We start from the raw sequence: 26,174 nt of genomic DNA, 5'->3' as shown, positions 1-26,174 counted from the left end.
GAATAAACAGCTGCTGCCGGTTTGAGACCTTTGGCCGCCATTCCCGCACAGAACGCTATAGCATGCTGTTCTGCAATACCCACGTCAAAGAACCGCTCCGGAAACTGTTCCTTAAATCGTTCAAGCCCGGTTCCCTCCGGCATCGCAGCCGTGACTGCCGTGATCGTTTCATCTTTTTTTGCAAGTTCCGTCACAGTATCTGCAAATATATCTGTGTAGGAAGGCCCCCCGGAAGACTGCGCGGGCAGATTTTTCCCCGTGCGCACAGAGAAAGGCCCGACCCCATGAAATCTGGCCGGTTCCTTTTCCGCATAGCGGTAACCCTTTCCCTTCTTCGTGACAACATGAATAATGATCGGCTCATCCAGCTGTTTTGCCCTCTCAAAGGTATCGATCAGAAGAGGAGTATTATGCCCGTCGATAGGGCCGATATAAGTGATTCCCATGTCCTCAAACATCATACCCGGAACGAACAGCTGCTTGATGGAATCTTTGGAACGTTTCAGTCCTTTGGCGATCGGCTCTCCGACGACCGGGATCTGCATCAGTGATTTCTCTACGTTTCCCTTAAAATCTACATATTCTTTTTTGGACCGAACTTTATTCAGATAGCCGGACATACCTCCTACATTTTCTGAGATAGACATCTTGTTGTCATTGAGAATGACGATTAGTTTTCTCTTTTCTTCCCGAAGCCTTGCCATGTTATTCAGCGCTTCATAGGCCATGCCTCCTGAAAGCGCTCCGTCGCCAAGCACTGCCACGATTGTTTCATCTGTTCCTTTTAAATCCCTGGCCTGTGCCAGTCCCAGGGCAACGCCGATGGAGGTTGAACTGTGTCCGCTGTGGAACGCATCACAGTCACTCTCCGTGGGTTTCGGAAACCCGCTCATGCCGTGGAACTGCCTCAGTGATGCAAAGCCGTCTTTTCTTCCTGTCAAAATCTTGTGGACATACGACTGATGTCCCACATCAAACACCAGCTGATCTTTCGGAAAATCCAGAACCGTGTGAAGTGCCATTGTAAGCTCCACTGCCCCCAGGTTAGAAGCCAGGTGGCCTCCTGTTCTGCTGACATTCATCAGCAGAAATTTCCGAATCTCTTTGGCTAAAAGCCGGTAATCTTTTCTTTCTATTTTTTTTATATCATTGGGATGATTGATCTGTTCTAACATGTCTACTCCTTTGGCAGTCCTTTTTATACATACTCCTTGCAGTCTAGCAGGTTCTGTGAATCAGGTATTCTGCCAGACCTGTGAGATAACCGTCGGATGTATCATAGGTTCTCAGAATCTCCACTGCCTCCAGTGAGATCCTCTCAACATCTTTCCCAGCCTGCTCCAGTCCTTTGATCGAAACATATGTGGTCTTCTGATTTTTCTCATCGCTTCCCACCGGTTTTCCGATGACTTCCTCCTGTCCTGTGATATCGAGGATGTCATCCTGGATCTGAAAGGCAAGACCGATCTTTCGCCCGCATTCTTCCATGGCTTTTACGTCTTCTGGTGATGCACCGGCAAGCACCGCCCCGATCATCATGCACGCTTCAATCAAAGCAGACGTTTTGTTGTGGTGGATAAACATGATCTGCTCCATCGAAAGCACAGTGCCCTCCAGTTCCACGTCTGCCGCCTGTCCTCCGATCATTCCGTAGATACCCGGTTTCCGGGCAAGAATCCGAATGGCTTCTGCCACCTTGGGAAGATCTGCATCCTCTAAAGCAAACGCGGAGGAAGCAGTCTCAAATGCGTAGTTCAGTAGAGCATCTCCGGCGAGAATTGCCATGTCTTCTCCATAGACGATATGACACGTCTTCTGCCCTCTTCTGTAATCGTCGTTGTCCAGAGCAGGAAGGTCGTCATGGATCAGGGAATAGGTATGGATCATCTCGATCGCAGCCATAAAGGGCTCAATCACTTTTTCTTTTCCCCCAAACATCTTGTAGGTTTCTTCCATCAGCATCGGTCTCAGCCGTTTTCCTCCGGCTTTTACCGTTGTGTTCATCGCCTTCAGCACTGTTTTCTGAAAACCTTCCGGTTTCGGAAGATAATGATCCAGAATTTCCTCAATATGACTTATGCGCTTTTTAAGTTCCTGATCAAACTCATTCATTGTTCTCTCCGTTTTGTTCTAATATAATCAGCTCTTTTTCCACCTGGTCCAGAGAATCCTTGCATTCTTTTAGAGTGGAGACTCCTTTTGTATAAAGTTCTACCGCATCGGCAAGCTTTATGTCCTCCTGCTCTAAATTCTTTAATATATCGTCTAACTGGCTGAATCCCTCATCAATACTAAACTTCTTTTTTGCCATAAGTTACAACCTGATTTCCTTTCCAAAAATATTTTCTTCATTATATCATATTTAATTTGAAATGAAACCCATGAGTTTTTTACTGCCATTTCCGTCGCGCTTTGAAATGCGCTCCTCCAATGGCAGTAAAAAACTGTCGTTGATTGGCACCTTTTGTTCAATGAATTTTTCAAGTGGAATTTATGTCCATTTTGACCGGTTTTTTCGGCTTTACAAATTTTCTGTAATTGATTATAATATACTTATCGAGGAAGTCGGCACGATGGTTAAAGTCCATCCGTCCCGGCGAGTTCAAACGATAGTCGTCCTACACTTTCCAGGGAGCAGGGCGACTATTTTTTATGTGTGAATGAAAGGATGGCTACTATCAAAAGCGCCATATTTATGATAACCATAAATTCCTCATATGTACTCATAAACACCACCCCTTTCCGTAAGGCTCGGAACGGATGGCTTGGCCGCCTGCCGACTTCCCTGAGAAGTATATTATAGTTGGCGATTTTGTATTTTATTATAATATCATATTTTTACATTTTATACAATATTTGTTCCAGATAAATTATGTACAAAACAGGCAAACGTGACAAGGTTTTTCCCGGAATATAGGGCCGTAGACCTTCACTACGAAATAAAAAAATTGCAGCCGGATAAATTTATCTCTCCAGCTGCAGCATTTGTATTTATTTTTTATTTAAAGTAACTTCCGATACTTTTGTTTTCAGCGATCCATCTGAAATCGTAATCTGTATTTCATCCCCTTTGGCAATATGTTTCGCCGACACTACCGGTTGTCCGGACTGATCCGACAGATATCCATATCCTCCAATCAGTTTTGCCGTAGGGGAAAGTCCGTGCAGGCGCTGTGCATATAGTTCCAGCCGATGCTGATAACGGTTCCGCAGATAATCCATCCTCTTTGTCAGGCGGTCTTCCAGTTCCGCGAGCGTCATTCTCTGCTCCTGTAATTGAAGCTTGGGATCAAACCTGCGCAGTTTTCCGCTGTACTGTTCCAGACGAAGTTCATAATTCCGCAGAATGTGGCGGATCTGTACAGAAAGGCTTCTTTTCCTTGCGTCAATCGCATCCAGTGTCTCCCGAAGATCCGGAACTGCAAGTTCACACGCCGCCGTGGGTGTGGCTGCCCTTAAATCTGCCGCATAGTCTGCGATGGTCGTATCCACCTCATGGCCTGTCCCGGAGATGATCGGCGTTTTGGCTGCATAAATGGCCCTGGCAACCTTCTCTTCGTTGAATGCCCAGAGATCCTCAATCGATCCGCCTCCGCGGCCAATGATGATCGTATCAACTCCATAGCGGTCCAGTGTCTCAATACCTCTCACAATCGTCTCTGCCGCCCCGTCACCCTGAACCTGTGCCGGATACAGCACCAGCTGTATATACGGGTTTCTCCGCTTTGCAACACTCATAATATCGTGGATGGCGGCTCCTGTCTTCGCCGTCACGATGCCGATGGTTTTCGGATTTTGGGGAATCGGCTTTTTCTTTTCGTGATCGAATAAACCTTCCCTGTAAAGTTTCTCCTTCAGCTTCTCAAACTCCACATAGAGCCGTCCGATGCCGTCCAGAGAGATTTCGTTGGCATAAAGCTGATAGGTTCCGTTTCTCTCAAACACACTGATGCTTCCCGAAACAATGACCGTCTGTCCGTTTTCCATCTCAAAATCCAGCCCGCTGATCCTCTGATTGGCAAACATCACACAGGAAATCTGGCTTTTATCATCCTTTAATGAAAAATAGATATGACCGGAAGAATGGTATTTGCAGTTTGAGACTTCTCCCTTGATATAAATCCGGTTCAGGGCATAATCGCTCTGAAAGATTCTTTTGATATACGCATTGATCTGCGCCACTGAAAATACTTTGTTCATTTAACCAATCTTTCCTAAGATCCCATTGATAAATGAGGCAGCCTTTTCATTGCAGTAAGTCTTTGAAAGTTCTACTGCCTCGTTGATCGCCACTTTATCCGGGATATCCTCATCAAACATTATTTCATAGACTGCAATTCTTAAGATCGTAAGCTCTGCCTTTCCCAGTCTCTTAATATCCCAGCCTTTGCTGTTTTCATTGATCTTTTGATCGATTTCTTCAAGACGGGAAAGCATATCGAGAGTCCTTGTCTTTATGTAGTCTTTCTCTTTGTTCCTGAAAAAATCATTATTTGAAAAATACAGGTCTGCCTGCGCTTCAAACTCCTCGCTTGTGTGAAAATCGATGGAAAAGCACAGACGGAACATCTGCTCTCTTAATTTACTCCTTGTCATCTTACGGTCCTTTCTCTACACAGTAAGAACGGAACTGCTTTTCACAGCTCCGCATCTTTTGATTATTCTTCTTCCAGCGCTACGCCGGCAATTCTTACGTTGACTTCGTCGATGGTCAGGCCTGTCATATTCTCTATGGCTGTCTTAACCTTTTCCTGTACTTTCTTTGAAATCTGTGCAATGCTGACTCCATAGTCCAGTTCGATGGCCAGATCAACACTGACATGACTTCCCTCAACGATAACACGCACACCCTTGGAAAGGTTCTTCATACCGAGTTTGCTCACAAGCTCATTCGTTATATTGCCGCACATACCTGCCACGCCTTTGACTTCTGTCGCTGCAAGCCCTGCGATGATCGCGATCACTTCATCTGCGATCTTTACTTCTCCGAGCATCCCTTTTTCGTGAATCTTATAACCACTACTTTTATTTTCCATAAAAAGCCTCCTGCTGATTGCTTCTAAAAACTTTTTCTTCTGTTTTATGATTCTTCATATACAGTATGTTAATTATACCAAAAGTTATCGATGTTATGCAAGAAAAAAGAAAGTGTGCAAATCCCTGTCCCCGGAATTTACACACAAAACCTTTAATCTTCTGTTTTTATGGATGTGATCACGACATTTTCCAGCTTGCATCCGGTCTTTCTCGTGACAATATCTTCAATCTGGCTTCTCTCCACTTTGGAGACATCTTTCAGGTTCACCAGGACATCCACGTTTCCATTTTGAATGGTCACGATGGAATTCAAAAATCCCTTGGCGCCCAGCAGGTTTTCGGTAGCTGTCTCCATCTCCATCTGCTCTGCCAGCGTAGCAAGCTTATCTACTGCATCCTGTTTTACACTGTCTTTGACTGTTTTGTCTTTGATGATTTCTTCCAAAGTGTCCTTTGCCTTGCTGTGGGTCTGTTCTCTCTCAAGCTTCGCCTTTGCCACATAATTTCCCACCTGGGCATTCGTGAGCACCGCTTCCCCCACATCTGTGATGTCATCTTTTGCCTGGCTCTGAGAGGCATTTTTTGCCGTATTGCTGACCGTCTTTGCTTTGTCCTTCGTTGTAGTGATGTACTGACCCGTATAATTTACATAGCCCGCGACCGCTATAATAACAGCCAGAGTTGTGATGATTAACTGATTTTTTTTCACGATTTTCTTCATTTCCTAGTCCTCCATTTTTAACACCTTTATTTTATAAGATGAAATGTGAAACAACACACTCACCGCATCGACGATATTCTGGTTGACAATATCGCTTCCTCCGCCTTGTGCGACCACTACAACTCCTTCCACTTCAGGTTCTACTTCTTTCACTATGTAAGGGACCTTCTCCCCGTTTTTATCAATTAAAACGGTCTCCTCATCTTCCTTCACCGCTTTTTCGTCCTTTTTTGTACTCTCTTCATAAGGTGTATCCTTGTTGACGACTGACTCCTTTGAAGATTTCAGAGTGATCATCACTTTTACTTTTCCCACGCCTTCCACATTTTTCAACGCGGCTACAAGCCGTTGTTCCTGCTTTTTGACATAGGCATCCGTGGATGACACATCCTCACTGCTTTCTGAGTCTTTGGTGCTTTTGGCCGTTTTCTTCCCTGATGAAGGAAAAGAAAATACGATCAAGGCAATCCCAAGAACAAAAATCAAAACAATTTTCTTTGTGCCCAGAGATTCAATTTTTTGGATCAGTTCCTTTTTGTCCATCATACATTTCCTACTCACTTATATTGATATGACTCTCATCTACATTATAGAAGTTCAAAAGTATTGTTTTTACTTTCTTTGCTTCAGATTCTTCATCTTCAACCTTCACAGAAATCTCATCGATCTCCGGATCATCCTTTGTATCATCCGTATCCACTTCCACTTCTTTCGCCTGAATCTTATAGGACTGAAGGATTTTTTTTATTTTCTTCTTTTCGCGGTTTTTATAAGTTTCAAGAGCCTGGCTCCTGAAAGAAGATTCTGTGCTGTCCGTATTCACATTAGAAAATACTGTGAGGTCTTCCGGCCCTATATTCATAACATAGGCAATCGGCCTCATCATCAGGGCCAGCAGCATAAATCCGGTCACCAGCCGGATGTAGGGCTTGTATTTATCCCCCTGACAAAGCTGGCTTACCAGTGTCATAAGAATCAGAAAAAAAACAATCGCTTTAATATACTGCATATGCCGTCACCCCGTATAGTAATTAATATTTGTGGAAAAGGCTACGATGGCAATGGACAGAATAAACAAAATGCTCAGAGTAAACACGGTCCGAAGCAGCAGTTTTCCGCTCTTGATCACCGCATCCAGAGATCCTGTGATCCGTTTGTCTGAGACCGGCTGAAGCAGAATCCCTGTTCCAATATAAGACAGAAGGATTCCGCCGATCTGCATCAGCGGAACAAGGATGATAACACAGAGAACAAAAATCCCCGCCACTCCGATACTGTTTTTGATCACAACAGCTGATCCGATCAGAGTCGTTGTCACCGTGCTGACGCCCTGTCCCACTCCGGGGATCATGGACACACCTTTTTTAAAAATACCGTCTTTTACGGAATCTACTGCCGGCAGAAGCATGGCCTGAATCATCTGGATTCCCAGAACCACGGCCAGCAGTGCCTTTAACAGGGCTCTCACGGCCCATTCCAGTGTATCGCAGAGCCTGGAAAGTTTCTCCTCCAGTGAAATGTGATTGACGATCTTTAGCACAAACAGGATCTTTACCGCCGGAAAGATCACACTCTGGACCAGAAGAGAAATGATATAGATCACAAACAGATACATCTCATACAGGGCCACCGATGTGGATACCCCCGTAGTTGCCACCACTGCGATCGAGTAGGCTGTGATCAGTCCTTTCATGAAATCAATGAGCGTAGAGATCACCTGATCCGTGATGGAATTCAAAAAGAAAAAAGAATTCGCCATGAGACCGATCAGAATCATATATGTGACATAAAAGGCCGTATCCCCGGTATTCCCCTGGAAAAACGCATCGGAAAAATTTTTGAACACTGCCGCAATGATCGCCACTGTGATCAGCTGTCTCATAAAGTTCCTGTTTTCCGAAAGTATTGAAAACAGCTGATCCCCAACGCTCTGTCTGACCATAGAAAAAGCCCCTTTGATATTTCCTGTTATAAGCTTTTTCACCAGTTCCTCATAAGAGAAACTGATTTTTGCCTTCTCCAGTGTTTTTTCCACCTGTTCAAACGAATATTCGCTCAAGTCTTCCTCTTCCTTCGCCGACACCTTTGCCGCGAACATCAGGACAAAGATAAATGCCAGCAGCATGATACGTTTTCTCATCCCATCAGCCTTTCTAACGTCGTCAGCAGAGATTGAAAGATCGGCAGACTGACAACCAGTATGGACAGCTTTCCCGCCATCTCCACCTGTTTTGCCATGGTTGCCTGTCCCGCGTCTTTGCATATATTTGAGGCAAACTCACACAGAAAAGAAATCCCGACCAGCTTTAAAAGAATTTGTATGTAAGTTCCCGGGATTCCTGAATAAGACTCGATAGAGCCAAATAAGTCTATGATCTTCCCCATCTCGTCCAATGCGTAGATTGCCAGAAATAAGCTGGATACGAGACCGATCACCAGGCTGTACTCCGGCCTGATGGATTTAATCTTCAGCGTCAGTATACTGGCTATGATGCCAAAAAGTGCAATCTTAACCATAGGCCCGCCTCCTAAGAAATGGTGAACAGTGTCTGCACACTCTCGAAAAGATCATAGATATAAGGGATCACCCATGACAGTACAAGGATCAGCCCCGCAAGGGTAATCAAAAACGCCTGTTCGTCCCTGCCCGAGTGTTTCAGTACCTGCACCAGGATCGTGACCAGAATTCCCACAGCCGCAATCCGAAAGATAATGTTTACGCTCATAAGATCCTCCTTACAATAAAATAATCACAACGAGAAGTCCAAAGGACAATCCAAGGCTCTGATATAGTTTACAGTTCTTGATCACCTGATCTTTAATCTGATACATTCTCTCCTCGATCTGCTCGATCGTAAAATCAATGGTCTTCACCTGCATATCCTTGTCCAGATAACCAATCGTATCTCCCATGGTGATCAATGGCTCCAGCATCTTTTTCTCCAGGACATACGGTGTGAGATCCTTCTCCACAGAATTCTTCCACACTTGGGAAAATGTTTCTTCCTGATAAGAAGAAAGTTTTTTTGACACGTCGGAGAGAAAGACCGAAAACTCGGCATTCATCTTCCCTGCTATTGTGCCGATGGCATCGGGAAGAGGCGTCAGTCCGTACCGGATCTCGCCCTGGAGAAGATATAGAAGTCTTTTCAATTCAATCCCCTGCTCCAGTCTCTTTCTTTCCCTCGACGCCCGGTAAAATCCCAGAACACCGCCGGAAATAATGACAATAGCCGCACCCAGCAGTTTAACCATAGAGCCTCACCCCCTCCTCATTTAAAATTTCCTTGACAGTTCCCGCTTTTCCCTGTTCACTCAGAACAACATAGCGTTTAAAAACTTTTCTTTCCATCATTTCCCCAACATACGGCACTTTTTTTAATTCCTCCATATCTTTGCCGTGGATCGTCGCCATCAAAGTACATCCGCAGTAAGCACTGTACAGCATAGCGTCCACGTCCTCTTTTTTCCCAATTTCATCTACTGCTATCACATTTGGAGCCATAGAGCGCACAAGCATCATCATTCCTTCCGACTTCGGACACCCGTCCATCACATCCGTGCGGATACCCACTTTGTTCTGGGGGACTCCCATATAAGAAGCCGCGATCTCACTGCGCTCATCCACCACACCCACAGTCTCGCCGCCGTCGGAAGCGATGCGGATCATATCCCTTAAAAGCGTTGTTTTTCCTCTCCCCGGAGGCGAAATTATCAGCACCGGGAGAAGCTGTCCATCTTTCGTGCAGTGTTCAAATATCCCCTCTGCACAGCCGATGACCTCATGAGCCACACGGATGTTCAAAAAAGTGATATGCTTCATCGTCCTGATCTCGCCGTCTTCTATGGACACTTTTCCTGCGATCCCTACCCGGTGTCCCCCTTTCACGGTCAGAAAACCCTGTCTTAACTGGTCTTCATAGGCATAAAGAGAATAATTGCTGATATATTCCATCATCTGTTTCAGTTCATCTCTCGTGAGAACATGTACAAAATGATGGCTGGCCGTCAGCTTCCCTTCCGTAGACAAAAAATATTCTTTATTTTCATAGCGGACGATCACAGGCTGATGAATGCGCAGTCTGATCTCCTGAAGTTCTCTCGGCTTAAGACCGCTTTTCTGCATCAGACCCCGGACAGACTTCGGGAGTATGTGATAGATCTCACTTGTATTTTCCATAGGACTCCCCCTTCTTCGTAAAGCTGTATAACCCTAATATATGAGGAAGACAAGTCATTTAGAATAGAAAAAAGGAAGCCTCCCAAAATCGGAGAACTTCCCTTCAAAATATGATATTATTCTGTTTTGTTCCTGCGGTTGTTGTAGAAAAACATGACAACGGCTGCCGTGATAATGATCACATATCCAAGGATACTGAACCCGTCTGGCATCTGCCCGAACAGAAAAAGCCCCAGCAGAGTTGAAAAGATAATCTGGGTGTAATCATAGATGGATATCTCTTTTCCCGGCGCATAGGTGTAGGCTGCCGTGATGGCAAACTGTCCTCCCGCTGCTGCAAGTCCCGCAAGCAGCAGGTAAACAAGCTGAAGTCCTGAGATCGGGTGAAAATTCCCGATCATAAAGGGGATACAGCTGATGCAGGAAAATGTGGAGAAGAAAAAGACGATGAACGGTCCCCTCTCCCCTCTTGTGCCAAGCTTTCTGACACATGCATAGGCACAGCCTGCAAACATGCCTCCTAAAAAGCCGATCAAAGCCGGCAGGACAGAAACAGCTGCAAAGCTTGGCTTTACAATAAACATACTGCCGATAAATGCGGATGTGATACAAGTCAACTGGAATACGGTAATTTTTTCTCTCAGAATCAGATAAGAAAATACAATGACAAAAAACGGCGACAATTTATTAAGCGTAGACGCATCCGAAAGCACCAGATGATCCACCGCATAAAAATTGCAAAAAATACCTAAGGTCCCTGCTAAGGACCTTAGGATAAACCAGTGTAAATTCTTCATCTGAAAACGGAATCCGGCGCCGCTTCTTTTGATCATCACAAATGCAAAGATCAGGGCTACCAGATTCCTGAAAAAGCTCTTTTCAATCGACGGAAGATCTCCGGAAAGCTTTACAAACGCATTCATCCATGCAAAGCAGAACGCCGACAGGACAATGCAGATGATCCCCCGGATCTTCTGGTTTTTTGACAAGCTTATACCCTGGATAAATATTCCCCGGTTCTTGTATCAATCTTCAATGTATCACCCTGGTTGACAAACAGAGGGACATTGACATTCGCACCCGTCTCTACCGTACAAGGCTTCGTAGCGCCCTGAGCTGTGTTTCCTTTTTCTCCCGGTTCACACTCGGTAACAAGAAGTTCTACATGCAGAGGAGCCTCCACCTGGAAAACAGTCCCGTTGTGTGAAACGAGGGTAACGTTCATATTTTCTTTTACAAACTTTAATGAATCTCCGATGGTGTCCGGGTCCAATGCGATCTGATCAAAAGTCTCCGGATCCATGAAATGGAATAATTCACCGTCTGTATATAAATACTGCATTTCTTTACGTTCGATGTGAGCATTCTCAAACTTCTCTGATGGACGGAAAGACTTTTCAATCGCTCCCCCACTCTTGATATTTTTTAACTTCGCGCGTACGAAGGCTGCTCCCTTTCCAGGCTTTACATGCTGAAATTCAATAATCTGATAAATATTGCCTTCGTATTCGATGGTCAGCCCATTCTTAAAATCTCCTGCGGATACCATATCGTAATTTCCTCCTTAATCATTTTGTTCTATAACATTCTATAATAAATGGTACTTCTTATCAACTATTTATTTGCCAATTTGTATACATTAAAGATATCTTCTTTATTTAAGACACGGAAAGCCCCTATGGTCCTCGTATCTTTGTAGGAGCATCCGTCGGCCATAGCCCACAGTTCGTCCTCTGTCTTAATGCCGATTTCTTTGGCTTCTGAAAAGCAGGTCGGCATGTCCAGTGACTTAAAGTAATTTACGGTGGCGTTGATCGCTTTTTGCGCCACTTCTTCTTTATTGTCCCCGGAAATTCCCCATACCTTATCGGCAAAGCGCACAAACCGGTCTACATCTTCCATGCAGGAATACTCTGCCCAGGCTCCCCAAACGGCGGAAAGGCTGGCTCCGTGGGCGATATCAAATTTGGCGCTCAGTTCATGTCCCAGCTGGTGCGGAGCAAAATCTTTCTCAGCGCCAAGACCGGTCAGGCCGTTATGTGAAATACTTCCGCACCACATGATCTCGCTCATGCTCTCGTAATTATGAGAGTCCTGGATCGCAATCCTTCCGTTGGCGATCACGGTCCGAAGCAGTCCTTCGGCGATCTCGTCGGTCAGCTGATTGCCCTTTGTCTTCGTAAAGTAACGGTCCAGTGTATGCATCATAATGTCGACAATACCGCAGCCCACCTGATACTTGGGAAGCGTATACGTAAGTTCCGGATTCATGATGGCAAACTCAGGGCGGTTCAGATCTGTACTGAGCCCTCTCTTTACCTGAATCTCCGTATTGGTGAGGACAGCTGAATCACTGGTCTCACTTCCAGCGGCTGCAAGGGTCAGAATCACACCTACCGGCAGAGTTTTCTCCACTTTCTTTTTCCGTGACCAGAACTCCCAGATATCCGTATCCGGATTTGCGGCTCCGTGGGAAACTGCCTTCGCGGTATCGATCACACTTCCGCCTCCCACAGCAAGAATCAGATCTGCCTGGAATTCAATGGCTTTCTTAACGGCTTCTCTGGCAAAATCAAGTCTTGGATTCGGTTTTACTCCGCCGATGGTCTCCACCTTAAGCCCTGCCGCTTCCAGTGTCCCGGTCACTCTTTCAAGCAGCCCGCTCTTTACGACACTGCCTCCTCCGTAGACAACGAACACTCTGGAGCCGTGATATTTCTTCGCCAGTTCTGCCACTTTGTCCTCTGAAGCTTTTCCAAAAACAATCTCTGTCGGTGTGTAATGGGTAAATGCCTGCATCTTCATTCCTCCTAGTTTATAGATGGGTTAATTTTCCAACAATCTCTTCCGCGATCTCTTCGACATTTTTATGATCTGTATCTACAATGATATCTGCCGCCGCGCGGTACTTCGGTCTCCGGATCTCCATCAGTTCCGAAATATACTCCGTATTCTTGCGCCCTCTGAGCAGCGGACGTTCGTCACTGTCTTTGACACGCTCAAGGATCGTCTCCGGTGAAGCAGTCAGGAGAACGACCCTGCCGTTCTTCTTCATCTCCCGGACATTGATCTCCCTCATCGCCACTCCGCCTCCGCAGGAGACAATTTGATTATTCTTTTTCTGAAGTTCGATCAGAAGGTTTGTCTCACAGTTTCTGAAATATTCCTCGCCGTACTCTTCGAAAATTTTGTTGATCGACATGTGTTCTTTATTGACGATCACCTGATCCATCTCCACCTGTGGCGACGCAAGGATCTTGCTTAAATAGTCGGATACTGTACTCTTTCCCACACCCATAAATCCAATCAGGAAGATATTGTGCGTAAACAATGTCCTCGCCTGGATTCTGCGGCTGTTTTCTACAATATACGTAAAAATATCAAGAATCTCTTCTTTGTATGTATTTTCTTTTACATGCTCTTTCAGCATTTTGCGCTGCCGCTTTTCCTGTTCCGGCTGCAGAATCGGGAGTCCGTTCTCCTTTTTGTACTCCATAATCTCTTTGATAATGTCCATCCGGTCTTCCAGAACCGACACAATCTGTTTGTCACAGACTTCCAGTCTTTCTCTGATCTCTTCTAACTTTCCCATTGTGTTCCTCGCTTTTCTTCAATCGTAGTCTAATGTGGTTCAGTATACCATAATCCGGCATTTCTTTCAATATTGTGCTCAGCCGTACCAGATCGTTTTACATCTGGTGCCGGGATTTAATAAACCCTATAAAATCTTCAACAATCGGTGAGAGGTATTTATCCTTCTGTGTGACGAGATAGATATATCTCTTAATTTCAGGCCTCTTAATAGGGATCGTCACCACCTCCATAGTTTCCAGAATGGGAATCCTCGGCACAATCGAAATCCCGAGCCCGGCGGCCACAAGGCCTGCAACAGAGGAGTCCTCCTCCCCCTCATATGCGATGAAAGGCTGGGCTTTTACCTCAGCAAAAAGTTTATTGATAAACGGCCTCAGACCGCTTTTGCGCGAAAACATAATATAAGGATAATCCGTTGTCTTTGCCAGGTCAACGGCCTCTTTCTCTGCCAGAGGATGTCCTTTTGGCGTGATCAGCACAAGCTCTTCTTCCACAACAGGGGTGAAATTCAGCCGGTCTTCACCCTCTTTATAAGATGAAAATACAAGATCATAGGTGCCCTTCTTCAATTCCTCGATCATCTGCTCTGTAGTCCCCTGTCCAAAAGAAAACCGGATATTCTTGCCCTCATTCTCTTTCATGTAGTCACTCATATTCTGCGGAATAAAATGACTTCCCAGAGTATAAATATATCCGATGTCGATATATCCGCCGGCCATTCCGGATACTTCACCGACCACGCGTCTTCCTTCATCCAGCATATCCAGTGACTGTATCACATAACGGCAAAAAAGCTCACCCTCTTTGGTAAGCCTGGCATTCCTTCCGATTTTTTCAAACAGTTTGACATTTAACTCCTTTTCCAGAGCATTGATGGCATGACTCAGACTGGGCTGCGTGATATTTAAAATGTGGGCAGCCCTGGTGTAGTGCTGTTCTTTCGCCAGTGTTCTGAAATAATACAGATGATTCAGATTCATATGATCCCTCCGGAATTGGTTTTCTTAGTTATGAGTATACCATACTTTACCCTGCGGGGCACGCCCATCCGAAGGATTTTCAATACGGTGTGCCCCGTGGGTATAATATTCATTGCATTTGTATACACAGTTTGATATAATTATTGCAGTGAAAAAGAAAGAAAAATGGAGGAACTAACTATGGCAGCAAAGAATTTCCGCAATATATTTGAACCCTTTACCGTAAAGTCTATGACATTGAAAAACCGTATCGTCATGACGCCGATTGGAACAAATTTTGCTGAGCGAACAGGAGAAGTCAGCGACAAGCTGATTGCATATTATAAACAGCACGCAAAAGGAGGCATTGGCCTCATCACAGTGGAAGGTGCCAGTGTTGCATCCCCTCAGGGCTCTTTAAGCACCAACCAGTTAAGAATTGACCATGACAATTATATCCATGGCCTGTACAAGCTCTGTGAAGCTATCCATGAGTATGGCTCCAAGGCTTCTATCCTGCTCAACCACGGCGGTGCCGATTCCGACGGCGCGGAGACGAACATCCAGCCTGTTTCTGCTTCCGATATTCCGTCAAAAGCAGGCGGAGATATTCCGAGACCTCTTGCCATTGAAGAGATTCACGGCATTGTCCAGAAGTTTGCAGACGCCGCGAAACGTGCGGTCACAGCCGGTTTTGATGCCGTTGAGATCCAGGCAGGACACGGCTATCTTCTGAACCAGTTCTTATCTCCCCTGACCAATGACAGGACAGATGAGTTCGGCGGTTCCAAGGAAAACCGCGCAAGGTTCACGACTCTTGTATTAAAAGCTGTCCGTGAAGTCGTAGGCGAAAACATTCCGATCTTTTTAAGAATCAGTGCAGATGAGCTCACAGAGGGCGGTAACTCACTGAATGACACTTTGGAGATCGTAGAATATTTCCAGGAGTATGTAGACGTCTTTGCCGTATCCGCAGGTCTTACCTGTACGATTCAGTATCAGCATGACGCAGATTATCTCCCTGACGGATGGAAATCTTATATGTCAAAAGCTGTTAAGAAGAAAACAGGAAAACCATGTACAGCAGAAGGAAATATCCGTGAACCTGAGATTGCCAATGAGATCCTGAAAAGCGGCCAGTCTGACCTGATCGGTATCGGACGCGGACTCATCGCAGATCCTGAATGGGTCAACAAAGTTCAGTTCGGAAATACGGATGATATCAACAAATGTATCTCCTGCAACAACGGATGTACTGCGACGCTCAGCAACAAGCCGATGCGCTGTACCGTCAATCCATTTGTAGTAAGCGGAGAAAACTATAAAAAAGAACGCATTAAGAAACCCTGCAATGTCGTTGTCATCGGCGGCGGGACTGCTGGCCTTGAAGCAGCATGTACTGCTGCAGAGGTAGGGTGCTCCACAGTTCTTATTGAAAAGACCAATCAGCTGGGTGGTTTGGCCAGACGTGTGGGCAGTATGCCGAACAAAAAACGCCTCGGTTACTTCCCTGCATATCAGGAAAAAAGAGCTATGGCTCTCAAAAACCTGTTTATCTGCAAGAATGTAGAAGCTACCGCTGAGTTCGTTGACGGATTCAAGCCGGATATTGTAGTCAATGCCACCGGCTCCAATGCTCTGCTTCCGGATATCAAAGGTCTCAAAGAAAATCTTGAGAAAGGCAATGTCTCTACCATCTTCGATTTGGTTGACAATGTAAAATCATATGAACAAACAGATCTCGCCGGTAAAAAAGTAGTTGTCATCGGCGGCGGAAATGTCGGCCTTGATGTCGTTGAATTTTTCGCTCCAAGAAAGGCCGATGTGACCATTGTAGAGAAAAAACCTCATTTTGGCGAAGATCTGGATCTGATCACGAGAACCGGCGCCAATGAACTGATGGAAAAATACAAAGTAACTCAGTATCCGAATGCAAACCTTTTGGAAGTGAAAGAAAAATCTTTCATTGTACGCCATGACTATAAGGATCTGGAATTAGACTTTGACTATGGATTTATCTGCCTCGGAATGCAGTCTGCCACACCGGCTCTGCAGGCTCTGTATGACCATTTTGTGGATGAGGGCATTGAAGTTCTCAACATCGGTGACAGTGCAAAGACCAGGCGTATGATCGAAGGTGTCAAAGAGGGACGTGATATCCTGATTGCACTGGAGAGACATCACTTCTTGTAAAAAACAACTGATAAATATCCCCTCAGACTGTAAAAGACCTTAGGAACAAGCTATCATAGCTTCCCCTAAGGTCTTTTTATTCTTGTTTCCCCGCATAATCAAATCAGTGGTTACTGCGCATGAGATGTTTTCAGCATCCTGCTTTTGATAACATCCAATTCCTCTTCTCTGAAATATGGGACAGACTGCGTCATATTCAGCGCAGAGGCCAGCAGGTGTAGGTTCCCTTTCTGAATGCCCGTTTTTTGGGCTATAAAATTCTGTTTGGTATTTATATGCTGAATCTTATCGTAGCTGACACAGATAACAGAACGTCTCATGTATCCACGCACGAGTATCAGATAATCTTCTTTCACGGATACCCCGGCAGTAAAAAATCTGCAGACAGCAGAGAGCAAAAACAATAGTGTCATTCCTGCGGCAGCAATGACTGTTTGCTTTAAAAAATCAGGCCTGAATTCCAGCACAGTCAAAAGTCCTGCCGCAATCGCCACAAGATATCCTGAAAAAGGAATCAGCCATGCGGCCCATACCACCCTGGGCTGTTTCTCTGCAGGAGCAGCAAGAATATCAGAAAACTCAGGCAGGAGCATCTGAAGATAATTCTGCATACTGTTCCTGGACGAATAAAGAACTAAAAATGCTTTCTGGTCGGTTCCGTCATCTCCCATCCCCACATTGATTACCTCAGCCATATATCTTCCTGTAATTCTTGCCTGCAGAGACTGGGTCAGTTTCACTGCATTAATTTTCTCTACAGGTATCGTGTAATGAACTTTTTTAAAGAGGCCGTAGCTCAAGTATATTTTGTTTCCCTGCCGCTTCGCCTTGAAATCATAATATTGTATAAACCCCTTAGCGATATCCCACAGCGAAGAAAAAAAGACAAAGATGATAACAGTCACGCTCCCCAGCACAGCTATTATACTCTTTCCGGCCATTCCCGAACCAAACGTCTGGACGAACAGATCTGCCGCTCCGACAATACAGCCAAGCAGCACAAGAACAGAGATGATATTGACAGAAAAAAGTCCGTGGACCAGCATGTCACCCAATCCCGCCGTCATATCGTACTCCATGGCTTGTTCCAGATCATACACAGCCGCCGGTTCATCTGCTTCTCCTGTTTCCGTCTGGTGCAGAAGCATCATGACTGTTCGGCGGAAATTTTCCGCATCAGCCTTCTTCAGTACGATCTTGACATCCGTCTTGTCCGCCGTAGACAGACTATTGGTGTCAAGCTTCACCTTACAGGTTCCCATAAGCATCTCAAACAGGTTCTGCTCTATATTTACATTAGAAATATCTTTAATTCCTATGGTGTTTTTCCGGCGGTTCAGTGTATTCCGCTCTATAACAATGGTATTTTCTGCAATCGATATATATGTTTTAGACCAGACCACCACCTGCCAGACAATGATCAGCCCAATGACGGCCAGAACTCCAAGCATCGGCAGCAGTACTTCTGCAAAGTCTGCATCCAGCCTGATATCTTTTTTTGCAATCGTCTTCAGATTCTGGGCAAATCCGCCCATAAGGGCAAAAAACAAAAAGAGGAATATGCTTCCCATCCGCTCTGCCACAATTGAAATATGATTGCGGAACCTGATCTTATTCTCCATACACCTCTTCCCTTTGCTCTGTCACAATTTCATTAATACGGTTTCTAAGGCTCTCTGCAATCTGTTCTGCTTTCTCCTCATCCAGAAACCGGATCGTCACATCACCGCCTGCCGTTGTCACGACGACCTTTGCCACCTTAAAGATCTGATCAATCGGGCCCTTTGCCGTCTGGAGTTTATGCAGCCTTTCAATGGGAACGATATCTCTCTTTACAAACAGATACCCTTCCTTAATGTCAATACATTCCTCATTGATGCTGTAACGGTATCTGTAAAATCTGAATACCGGGCTGAGCAGCATGTCAAACAAGGTCAGGATCACCAAAATTAATGATATCAGTTTTCCAGTCCCGATGTCAGCCGGAAAGAGCCAGAAGTAATTCACCGCCCCAATTACCGCCAGCGCAGCTGCTCCAACCGCCGCACCCGCAGCATACATGCAATACAATGCCCTCTTTGACAATTTCTCATATTTCATAATCTATGCCTCTTATTTTTTCTTGTAAAAATGCAGGACAATCTTCTCAATATATCTTTTTAGTACAATCTGTATCTCTTCTTTAGGATTCATAGGTTTTACGAGAATACTGTAAACTTTCGCGCGATTGGCACCATAGACATCCGTAAACAGCTGATCCCCCACAAACAATGTATTGGTCCGGTCCGTCCCCATTAATCTCATACCTTTTTCATAGCTTCCAACCATGGGTTTATTTGCTTTGTAAATATAATGAGTCCCCTCCACTGCCTCACAAAACTTCTTCACTCTGGGTTCCTTGTTATTGGACATAAAACAAAAATCAAAGCCGATGTCCTTCAGTTCCCTGAAAAAACGGACTGCCCGGTCATCTGCAGGTGCATTGTGAGGCACCAGGGTATTATCTACATCAAATAAAATCCCCCGGTATCCTCTGTCATAATATGCTTTAAAGTCAATGGAATAAGTACTGTCCATATATTCATTCGGGTAAAATTTCTCAAACATCTTCTGTGTATCCATCCTTTATTTTTCTTTTGTCCTATTCTAGCATATAACTAAAAAAAATCCAAATTCCTCTGAATATGGACGTGCACTAGAAGAAATGCTATAATTATAGCAATGCAAACTACATGGCAAAGGAGAATCACATGGATCAGGAACTAAAAAAAGAATTTCAGGCCGATCTGGCCGAATTTCATTTAATGACAAGAAAGTTTTATCAAAAAGAAATCAGCGTGAAAGAATACAAAGGTTTTTCAGGAGGCTTTGGAAGCTACGCACAGAGAGGCGGCGGTTCCAGTATGCTGAGACTTCGGTTTACCGGCGGAGAAATCACGAAAGACAAACTTCAGTTTATTGCAGACAGTGTTGAAAAGTATAAGATTGACAAACTCCATCTGACCACCTGTCAAACCGTACAGGTACACAATCTAAGTGATGTTACCGTCTCCTCTCTTATCGAGGAAGCGTTTGAGCATGATATTATCACCAGAGGAGGCGGCGGTGACTTTCCCAGAAATGTCATGGTTTCCCCTCTCTCCGGAGTAGAAAAAGAAGAGTACTTTGACGTGCTTCCATATGCAAGGGAAGCCGCCGATTTTCTCCTGACTTTCATTAAACAGGTGAAAATGCCCAGAAAGCTGAAGGTCTGTTTCTCTAATTCTCCAAAGAATGTGACGCACGCCACCTTCCGTGATCTTGGATTTGTTGCCCGCAGGGATCACACCTTCGACGTTTACAGCGCCGGCGGCCTTGGAAACAACCCTAAAATGGGTGTACTCGTAGACGAAGGAATAGATCCCTCGAAAGTACTGTACTATATTAAAGCCATGATTCTGACATTTGTACAGTATGGCAACTACGAAAACCGCGGAAAGGCCAGAACACGGTATATGCAGGACACTTTGGGCCCGGAAGGCTACAGGACTGCTTTCCTTGAGAATCTCAGCAAGGTAATGGCTGAAGATTCCCTGGACCTCAATGTACAGGAAGTTCCTATAATAAAAGAGGGCTGCGGCTACCTCGAGGAAAACTTCCGCATCACCGCCCAGAAACAGGACGGTCTTTACAGCGTTTTGTATCATCCGTTTGGAGGCAATATCCCGCCGGAGCTGATCGCACCGATCAATAAAGCTGTCCAGAAGATGGACCAGGTGGTTTTAAGAATCTCTCCAGATGAGAGCCTGTACTTTATAAACTGCAATAAGGACGAAGCCCTCGAACTTCTGGAGCTTACAAAAGACAGTGCCTCCAATTTATTTGAGACTTCGGTAGCGTGTATTGGAAGCGGAATCTGCCAGGTAGGTCTCAGAGATTCCCAGAAATTATATAACACCATTATGGACAAGATCCGGCCTTTAGATTTTGCGGATGGCGTGCTCCCAAAGATTCATATCTCCGGCTGTCCGTCTTCCTGCGGAACTCACCAGATTGGGACGCTTGGCTTTCGCGGAGCCACAAAGGTTATTGACAAAAAACCTCTTCCAGCCTTCCAGCTGTATATCGGCGGAGAGGAAACGCAGGGCAATGCACAGTTCGGTGAGGATGCCGGAACCATTCTTGAAGCAGATATTCCGGACTTCTTAATAGAAATCGGACATGCAGTGCAGGAAAAACACAATTCATATTCTGACTGGATACAAGAAAATCCGGATGCCCTGAAAGTAATCATTCAAACATTCACAAAATAAAAACGACCCCATTGGAACATGTTAAAAGCATTGATTCCAATGGGGTCTCTTTCTTTTGTTTTCTCTTAAATGTACAATCTTTTTATTGTTTATTTGCTCTCTTCCACTGACGAATGAAAAGTATCAGGATATACAATCGACAGAATATACTCATAGGCTTCGCTCCACCGGCTGTTTGGCTTATACTGATACAATTCTTTCGGAAGAATAACAATATGCTTCTGCTTCACAGCCTTCAGATCTTCCCAGCCGGATCCCGTTTCCAGAGTATCATGAAGTTTTTTCAGGGCAAGCTTTCTGTCTCCCATGGTTGTGACAAAAATATAATCCGGATCACTCTCTGATATGGCCTCCAGTGAAGGAGTTTTATTTTCCGAAAGATTTGTATTGTTCGCGGCTGCATTTTTTACTCCGATGTCCTGCAGGATATTGCAGACGACATTTTCCTCTGTCTTTACCTTGATGTCTGCAGAATAAGCTCTGAGCACCAGTGCAGTCGTTTTCCTTCCTTTTGGTACTTGCTTCAGCAGGTAATCCGCTTCCTTCCTTGCTTTCTCTCCATACTCCTCATAATTATCTTCTTCTCCGGTTACTTCCGTCATTTGTTTTAAAACGGTCAGGAAATCGTCCAGAGTATTCATCCTGACGATATAATATGGAATATCTTCTTTCTTTAGAGTCTCAGCTGTATCCATCTGCTCCTCAATATTTCCTGAAATCAGAACCAAATCCGGTTTCAGGGAAAGAACAGCATCCAGATCCGGATGTTTGACAGAACCAACATTTTTAATCTTTTTTTTGTTAAGATTTTCGTGGACTACCTCTTCTTCCAGCACATCTGCAGTAGCTCCGCATAATTCCCCTCCGGAGAGCAGCCATACATCCGACAGGGACGCCGATAACGCTACTACTTTTTTCGGTTCCTTTTTTATCTTTACTTTTCGCCCGGTGGAATCTTTTATCACTGTATATGACTCTTCTTTTATCTGTTTTTTGTCCTTGTCACGGTTTCCCCTGCACGAGGCCAGAAACAAGACACACAGCAGAAGTAAAACAGCCGCTTTGCACTTTTTATTCATCATCTGGTATATACTCCCCCTGACCAGCATTTGCCAATGATTTTGCAGGCAATATTTTCTTTTATTATATAGTATAACTCCAGCAGGTGCAAGTTTCTTGACTTAAAGCGCTTCTCTTTCAGGGGAATCAGGCTGACCGCCTGCTGTGGTCAAGTTTTATTTACTTGATCTTTCAAACATTTCAGCAAAGGCTTTTACTGCAAGAGTATAAGCAGATTCGCCCATACCTGCTATCATCCCTGCCGCAACAGGAGCTATGACGGAGTGGGAACGAAAATCTTCTCTGTTAAAGATATTTGACATATGAACCTCAAGAATCGGGCACTCTAATATTTCCAGCGCATCATGGATGGCATAGTTATAATGAGTCCATGCGCCCGGATTGATGATGACACCGTCATATTTTTCGTAGAATACCTGGTGAATCTTGTCTACCATTTCACCTTCATGATTGCTTTGAAACGTGTCCACCTGAATCCCGGTCTCTTTTGCGGTTTTTTCAATCAGCTCATTAATCTCATCCAAAGTGATCGTTCCATACTGTTTTGGGTCACGTTTTCCATACATATTGTGATTGACACAGTGAAGCATCATTACTTTTTTCATTTTCAAATTCCTCCGTTATTCTATCCAGGGCTTTTTCTCTATTATTTCTTTCAATACATCTGTTTTTCCGGCAATCACCTCAATACACAGTCCGCTCGGAAGTTCAAACCAGTTGTGTCCCTGCGGCAGTTCTTTTACTCCTAAACGATAAGCCTTTTCCAAAACCGCATCCACATCTTCGGTCATAATCCCCATATGATCCGCGCGTCCTTCCGGTCCTTCATAGTCGACCGCCTCATTGAGCTGTATTCCGGCATGCAGCCATACTTTTCTGTTAGGCGCCTCTCCCAGTTCCATGCGCACAGGCATATCAAATACATCTTCAAAAAAACGGATATGCCAGTCCAGATCTTTTACGCGGAGAGCCATGTGTTCTAAATATGAAGCCATATGATCCTCCTATTTTTTCAGACTCGGTTCGTATTCCAGCAAAAATTTCTCAATTCCTTTGACGCATGTCACAAGGGTTTTGTTTACTGGTGTAGCAATACCGAATTTTTTACCCCACTCTACAACAGATCCGTTAATGAAATCAATTTCGGTCGGGCGTTTCATTTCAAGGCTCTGTAAAATGGAAGTCTTGAATGTTCCGGGAAGTCCCTCACTGGCAGCATACCATGCGTATTCAGGATCTTCGGATTTTAATTTTACTCCGGCGGCTTTGGCCACGTTAATTCCTTCCTGGATGGCTTCGACCGCTGTATCCTTTATATAATCTTCTTCATATAATGGCCCGTAAGGAAGTCTGGTAATGCCGCAGAGAGCCCCGGCAGCCACATTGATCAGCAGCTTATCCCAAATCAGACCTTTGATATTGTCACTGACTTCACACAGCAGTCCGGCTTTATTAAATTCCTCACATACTGCCTGAATTCTGTCTGTGATCTTTCCTGTCAGCTCACCTATATAAGTATATTTGCCTTTCACTCCCGCACTGACATATCCAGGTTCCAGCAGGCGTCCTCCTACATAAGTTTTTCCGCTGATGACATTGTCTTCCCCAACGACTTCTGCAATCGTCTCCTCATTGCCCAGACCGTTCTGAAGGGACATAACAAGAGTCTCTGATCCGATCACATTCGTCTTTTTCAGCTGTGCCACTGCTTCTTTGGTTGCAAATGATTTTACAAGTACGATTACCAGATCCACTGGTCCTATCCCTTCCGCTGAAGTCCGGGCATCCACCTTTACAAACCATTCTTCCTTTTCATCTGTCATTTTCAGACCGTTTTCATTGATCTTATCTATGTGTTCCTTCCACTGGTCCACAAAATAAACTTCAGACCCGCCCTGTGCTAAAGTGCCTCCAATTGTGCTTCCAAGAGAACCGGTTCCCAACATACAAATTTTCATTGATATTCTCCTTTTCTTGTAAATATAATTATTTGTCGTCTTCCAGCGGGAAGAACTTAAGAATATGTACCGCGGCAACGACGATCTCGCCGTGCTGGTTAAATATCTCCAGTTTAGAGAATGTTTTATTTGTCTCTTCTTCCACTCTATCGACTGTATATCTGCATGTCAAGGTATCACCAAAAAATACCGGTTTGATAAAACGGAGTCTGTCATATCCATAGGAAGCACTCGGCACTGGTGATTTTACCTGTTCCTGTATTTTCGTAGATGCCGTACAGCCAATGGCAAATGTAAGGATTCCATGAACAATCCTTGTTCCGTACATTGTCTTTTTCATATATTCTTCATTGAAATGCATCTGGCTGTAATCTGCTGTAATACCGCCAAATAAATAAACATCGGTTTCTGTCACTGTCTTTGTAAATTCTGCTGTATCGCCAACGTGCAGTGGAATTTCAACTTTTGCAATTTTACTCATCATAATCTCCTTTTTTATATGTACTTGATTGTTTCTTTAACTACTGTTTTTCTAAAAAGAACCTTTCATAAATTCATCATAGATCCCCATGACTCCATCGGTGAAGATTCTTTGATCCATCTGTTTCAGATTTTCTGAAATAATTGGTTCAAATCCCATCTGATCGATGATATCTTTTTTGACATCCACACCCGGAGCAGCCTCTGTAAGAACCACACCTTCTTCTGTGAGAGTGAATACGGCCCGTTCTGTAATAAATACGACTTCCTGCCCCTGTTTTAATGCCTGTTCTCCGCTGAACGTAATCTCGGAACATTCAGGAACCATCTTTTCAAATTTTCCTTCCTGTTTGATCTGTATTTTTCCGTCACCGACTTCTGTCTTCAGTCCTCCGGCACGCAAGGTTCCGCACAGTACCACTTTTTTAGAACCCGCACAAATGTTTACAAACCCTCCGGTTCCCATGATCTTTCCGTTAAATTTATGTACGTTGACATTTCCTTTCGCATCCAGCTCAGCAAAGCTTAAGAACGCTACCTCCAGTCCGCCTCCGTCATAGAAGTCGAACTGTGCCGGCATCGACATCAGCGCCTTTGAATTGATACTTGCTCCAAAGAAAATCCCCTGGGCAGTAGCACCTCCCACCGGGCCGGTCTCTACGGTCAGTGTAAATTTATCTCCTACACCTTCTTCTCTTGCAACTGTTCCGATACCATCGGCGATTCCTACACCTACATTGCCCACGTTGCCCGGTGCGATCTCCATCAGAGCACGCCGTGCAACAACTTTCCTCTGGTCCAGCACAAGAGGTTCTGCTTCTCCATCCTCTGCAGTATAGTCTCCGGAAAAGAACCGGTCAGAGCCATTGTAAAGCTGTTCCTGCTCCGGATTTACAACGACAACATCTACAAGATATCCGGGAATGGTCACTTTTTTCGGATGGATGCTCCCGGCTTTTACGACACGTTTTGCCTGCAGAATCACAAGACCTCCGTTGTTATGGACTGCCTGGGCCGTTGCCAGAATATCCATATAAGTGATCTCATCTTCCAGAGAAGCATATCCTTCTGTGTCCACAGTTGTAGCACGTATAAAACATACATCCAAAGGAACTGCCGGATAAAACAGCCACTCCTTCCCTTCTATCTCCATCAGACGGATGAGATCTTCTTGTGTCACGTCATTTAATTTACCGCCTTCGTTTCTAGGATCCACAAAGGTTCCAAGCCCCACATGAGATAAAATACCGGGATGGCCGGCGGCTGCGCTTCTGACCAGCTGCGCCATGACTCCCTGCGGAAAATTATAGGCTTCGATCTCATTTCTCTCTGCCATCTCAGCCAGACGCGGTGACTGCCCCCAGTGTCCTCCGATCGCACGCTTCACCATGCCTTTTTGAGCCAGTGGTGACATTCCGCGGTCCCCACGGTCTCCCAATCCGCTGGAATGCCACAGCGTCAAATTTTTGGGCTCCTTTGTCTCCACATATCTGTCTTTCAGAGCTTCGATCAATGAAGACGGATCTACAATGCCTCCTCCGGCTCCGCAAACCGCCAGAGTATCTCCGTCATCTATTAATTCTACGGCCTCTCTTGCAGTCATTATCTGCACTTTTGTACCTTTCTTTTCTGGCTTACGCATACTCAGACCTCCTGTTGAAATAATACTTTTTGTTTATC

30 protein-coding genes are annotated in these 26,174 nt (G+C 44.8%); 2 read left to right on the top strand and 28 right to left on the bottom strand.

What is annotated here, in order from left to right; translation table 11 throughout:
- The 19 genes from dxs to QVP35_RS00535 all read right to left on the bottom strand — a co-directional run.
- A partial coding sequence (gene dxs / locus QVP35_RS00625; protein WP_288187700.1) for a 1-deoxy-D-xylulose-5-phosphate synthase occupies window positions 1-1,175 on the bottom strand: 1,175 nt, incomplete at its 3' end.
- 43 nt (window positions 1,176-1,218) lie between these two features.
- Window positions 1,219-2,112: a polyprenyl synthetase family protein gene (locus QVP35_RS00620; RefSeq protein ID WP_009289812.1), complete on the bottom strand. Its 894-nt coding sequence runs from the start codon at window positions 2,110-2,112 to the stop codon at window positions 1,219-1,221.
- A complete protein-coding gene (gene xseB / locus QVP35_RS00615; protein WP_006567195.1) occupies window positions 2,105-2,311 on the bottom strand; it encodes an exodeoxyribonuclease VII small subunit in 207 nt (68 codons plus the stop codon). The genes QVP35_RS00620 and xseB overlap by 8 nt, the downstream gene beginning before the upstream one ends.
- Window positions 2,312-2,991: 680 nt before the next feature.
- Window positions 2,992-4,200, bottom strand: coding sequence for an exodeoxyribonuclease VII large subunit (gene xseA / locus QVP35_RS00610; protein ID WP_009289813.1), 1,209 nt, complete (start codon window positions 4,198-4,200; stop codon window positions 2,992-2,994).
- Window positions 4,201-4,596, bottom strand: coding sequence for a transcription antitermination factor NusB (gene nusB, locus QVP35_RS00605; protein WP_006567198.1), 396 nt, complete (start codon window positions 4,594-4,596; stop codon window positions 4,201-4,203).
- 62 nt (window positions 4,597-4,658) lie between these two features.
- A complete protein-coding gene (locus QVP35_RS00600) occupies window positions 4,659-5,036 on the bottom strand; it encodes an Asp23/Gls24 family envelope stress response protein (RefSeq protein ID WP_006567199.1) in 378 nt (125 codons plus the stop codon).
- A gap of 152 nt (window positions 5,037-5,188) precedes the next feature.
- The gene (locus QVP35_RS00595; RefSeq protein ID WP_006567201.1) at window positions 5,189-5,758 is read right to left on the bottom strand and encodes a SpoIIIAH-like family protein; all 570 of its coding nucleotides are present in this window, start codon (window positions 5,756-5,758) and stop codon (window positions 5,189-5,191) included.
- 3 nt (window positions 5,759-5,761) lie between these two features.
- Entirely contained in the window at window positions 5,762-6,304 is a 543-nt protein-coding gene (locus QVP35_RS00590; RefSeq protein ID WP_006567202.1) for a hypothetical protein, read from the bottom strand.
- 7 nt (window positions 6,305-6,311) lie between these two features.
- Window positions 6,312-6,767: a stage III sporulation protein AF gene (locus QVP35_RS00585; protein WP_009289816.1), complete on the bottom strand. Its 456-nt coding sequence runs from the start codon at window positions 6,765-6,767 to the stop codon at window positions 6,312-6,314.
- A gap of 6 nt (window positions 6,768-6,773) precedes the next feature.
- Window positions 6,774-7,898 (bottom strand): stage III sporulation protein AE, encoded by a 1,125-nt coding sequence (locus QVP35_RS00580; RefSeq protein WP_022260670.1) that lies wholly within the window; start codon window positions 7,896-7,898, stop codon window positions 6,774-6,776.
- Window positions 7,895-8,275, bottom strand: a complete 381-nt coding sequence (locus QVP35_RS00575) for a SpoIIIAC/SpoIIIAD family protein (RefSeq protein ID WP_009289818.1) — start codon at window positions 8,273-8,275, stop codon at window positions 7,895-7,897. The genes QVP35_RS00580 and QVP35_RS00575 overlap by 4 nt, the downstream gene beginning before the upstream one ends.
- An 11-nt stretch (window positions 8,276-8,286) precedes the next feature.
- On the bottom strand, window positions 8,287-8,484 hold the full coding sequence (gene spoIIIAC, locus QVP35_RS00570) for a stage III sporulation protein AC (protein ID WP_006567206.1): 198 nt from the start codon (window positions 8,482-8,484) through the stop codon (window positions 8,287-8,289).
- A gap of 10 nt (window positions 8,485-8,494) precedes the next feature.
- The gene (locus tag QVP35_RS00565) at window positions 8,495-9,013 is read right to left on the bottom strand and encodes a stage III sporulation protein AB (protein ID WP_006567207.1); all 519 of its coding nucleotides are present in this window, start codon (window positions 9,011-9,013) and stop codon (window positions 8,495-8,497) included.
- Window positions 9,006-9,938 (bottom strand): stage III sporulation protein AA, encoded by a 933-nt coding sequence (spoIIIAA, locus tag QVP35_RS00560; RefSeq protein ID WP_006567208.1) that lies wholly within the window; start codon window positions 9,936-9,938, stop codon window positions 9,006-9,008. Before spoIIIAA ends, QVP35_RS00565 begins: the two co-directional genes overlap by 8 nt.
- Before the next feature lie 116 nt (window positions 9,939-10,054).
- On the bottom strand, window positions 10,055-10,927 hold the full coding sequence (locus QVP35_RS00555; protein WP_009289821.1) for a DMT family transporter: 873 nt from the start codon (window positions 10,925-10,927) through the stop codon (window positions 10,055-10,057).
- A gap of 2 nt (window positions 10,928-10,929) precedes the next feature.
- Window positions 10,930-11,487: an elongation factor P gene (efp, locus tag QVP35_RS00550; RefSeq protein ID WP_006567210.1), complete on the bottom strand. Its 558-nt coding sequence runs from the start codon at window positions 11,485-11,487 to the stop codon at window positions 10,930-10,932.
- Window positions 11,488-11,552: 65 nt separating this feature from the next.
- Window positions 11,553-12,743: an iron-containing alcohol dehydrogenase gene (locus QVP35_RS00545; protein ID WP_009289822.1), complete on the bottom strand. Its 1,191-nt coding sequence runs from the start codon at window positions 12,741-12,743 to the stop codon at window positions 11,553-11,555.
- A 10-nt stretch (window positions 12,744-12,753) separates the two neighbouring features.
- A complete protein-coding gene (locus QVP35_RS00540; RefSeq protein WP_006567212.1) occupies window positions 12,754-13,530 on the bottom strand; it encodes a shikimate kinase in 777 nt (258 codons plus the stop codon).
- A gap of 97 nt (window positions 13,531-13,627) precedes the next feature.
- On the bottom strand, window positions 13,628-14,512 hold the full coding sequence (locus tag QVP35_RS00535; RefSeq protein ID WP_009289823.1) for a LysR family transcriptional regulator: 885 nt from the start codon (window positions 14,510-14,512) through the stop codon (window positions 13,628-13,630).
- 180 nt (window positions 14,513-14,692) lie between these two features.
- On the opposite strand from QVP35_RS00535, the gene QVP35_RS00530 reads away from it, so the two are divergent.
- Window positions 14,693-16,684, top strand: a complete 1,992-nt coding sequence (locus QVP35_RS00530) for an oxidoreductase (RefSeq protein WP_009289824.1) — start codon at window positions 14,693-14,695, stop codon at window positions 16,682-16,684.
- A 110-nt stretch (window positions 16,685-16,794) separates the two neighbouring features.
- On the opposite strand, the gene QVP35_RS00525 is transcribed toward QVP35_RS00530, so the two are convergent.
- From QVP35_RS00525 to QVP35_RS00515, 3 genes are read right to left on the bottom strand one after another with little or no spacing between them, the layout of a single operon-like run.
- Entirely contained in the window at window positions 16,795-18,306 is a 1,512-nt protein-coding gene (locus QVP35_RS00525; RefSeq protein ID WP_009289825.1) for a PH domain-containing protein, read from the bottom strand.
- Window positions 18,296-18,784 carry a PH domain-containing protein gene (locus tag QVP35_RS00520; protein ID WP_006567217.1) on the bottom strand — a complete coding sequence of 163 codons (489 nt, stop codon included), beginning with the start codon at window positions 18,782-18,784 and terminating at the stop codon, window positions 18,296-18,298. The genes QVP35_RS00525 and QVP35_RS00520 overlap by 11 nt, the downstream gene beginning before the upstream one ends.
- A 12-nt stretch (window positions 18,785-18,796) precedes the next feature.
- A complete protein-coding gene (locus tag QVP35_RS00515; RefSeq protein ID WP_009289826.1) occupies window positions 18,797-19,291 on the bottom strand; it encodes a YqeG family HAD IIIA-type phosphatase in 495 nt (164 codons plus the stop codon).
- A 143-nt stretch (window positions 19,292-19,434) separates the two neighbouring features.
- On the opposite strand from QVP35_RS00515, the gene QVP35_RS00510 reads away from it, so the two are divergent.
- On the top strand, window positions 19,435-20,976 hold the full coding sequence (locus tag QVP35_RS00510) for a nitrite/sulfite reductase (protein ID WP_009289827.1): 1,542 nt from the start codon (window positions 19,435-19,437) through the stop codon (window positions 20,974-20,976).
- An 89-nt stretch (window positions 20,977-21,065) separates the two neighbouring features.
- Here the strand turns inward: QVP35_RS00510 and QVP35_RS00505 are convergent, their stop codons facing one another.
- From QVP35_RS00505 to QVP35_RS00480, 6 genes are all read right to left on the bottom strand, one after another.
- Window positions 21,066-22,058 carry an ABC transporter substrate-binding protein gene (locus QVP35_RS00505; RefSeq protein ID WP_022260668.1) on the bottom strand — a complete coding sequence of 331 codons (993 nt, stop codon included), beginning with the start codon at window positions 22,056-22,058 and terminating at the stop codon, window positions 21,066-21,068.
- Window positions 22,059-22,211: 153 nt separating this feature from the next.
- Window positions 22,212-22,661, bottom strand: a complete 450-nt coding sequence (gene aroQ, locus QVP35_RS00500) for a type II 3-dehydroquinate dehydratase (RefSeq protein WP_006567221.1) — start codon at window positions 22,659-22,661, stop codon at window positions 22,212-22,214.
- A 15-nt stretch (window positions 22,662-22,676) separates the two neighbouring features.
- Window positions 22,677-23,051: a VOC family protein gene (locus QVP35_RS00495; RefSeq protein WP_006567222.1), complete on the bottom strand. Its 375-nt coding sequence runs from the start codon at window positions 23,049-23,051 to the stop codon at window positions 22,677-22,679.
- A gap of 9 nt (window positions 23,052-23,060) precedes the next feature.
- On the bottom strand, window positions 23,061-24,014 hold the full coding sequence (locus tag QVP35_RS00490) for a ketopantoate reductase family protein (protein ID WP_006567223.1): 954 nt from the start codon (window positions 24,012-24,014) through the stop codon (window positions 23,061-23,063).
- A gap of 28 nt (window positions 24,015-24,042) precedes the next feature.
- Entirely contained in the window at window positions 24,043-24,495 is a 453-nt protein-coding gene (locus tag QVP35_RS00485) for a MaoC family dehydratase (RefSeq protein WP_009289829.1), read from the bottom strand.
- Between the two features lie 51 nt (window positions 24,496-24,546).
- Entirely contained in the window at window positions 24,547-26,136 is a 1,590-nt protein-coding gene (locus QVP35_RS00480) for an acyl CoA:acetate/3-ketoacid CoA transferase (protein ID WP_009289830.1), read from the bottom strand.
- Window positions 26,137-26,174: the final 38 nt, after the last annotated feature.

The organism is Anaerostipes sp. CAG:276 (assembly GCF_000432215.1).
Lineage (GTDB): Bacteria > Bacillota > Clostridia > Lachnospirales > Lachnospiraceae > Anaerostipes > Anaerostipes caccae.
Note: the sequence above shows the minus strand (reverse complement) of the source record. Positions and strands in the feature narration are given on the sequence as shown.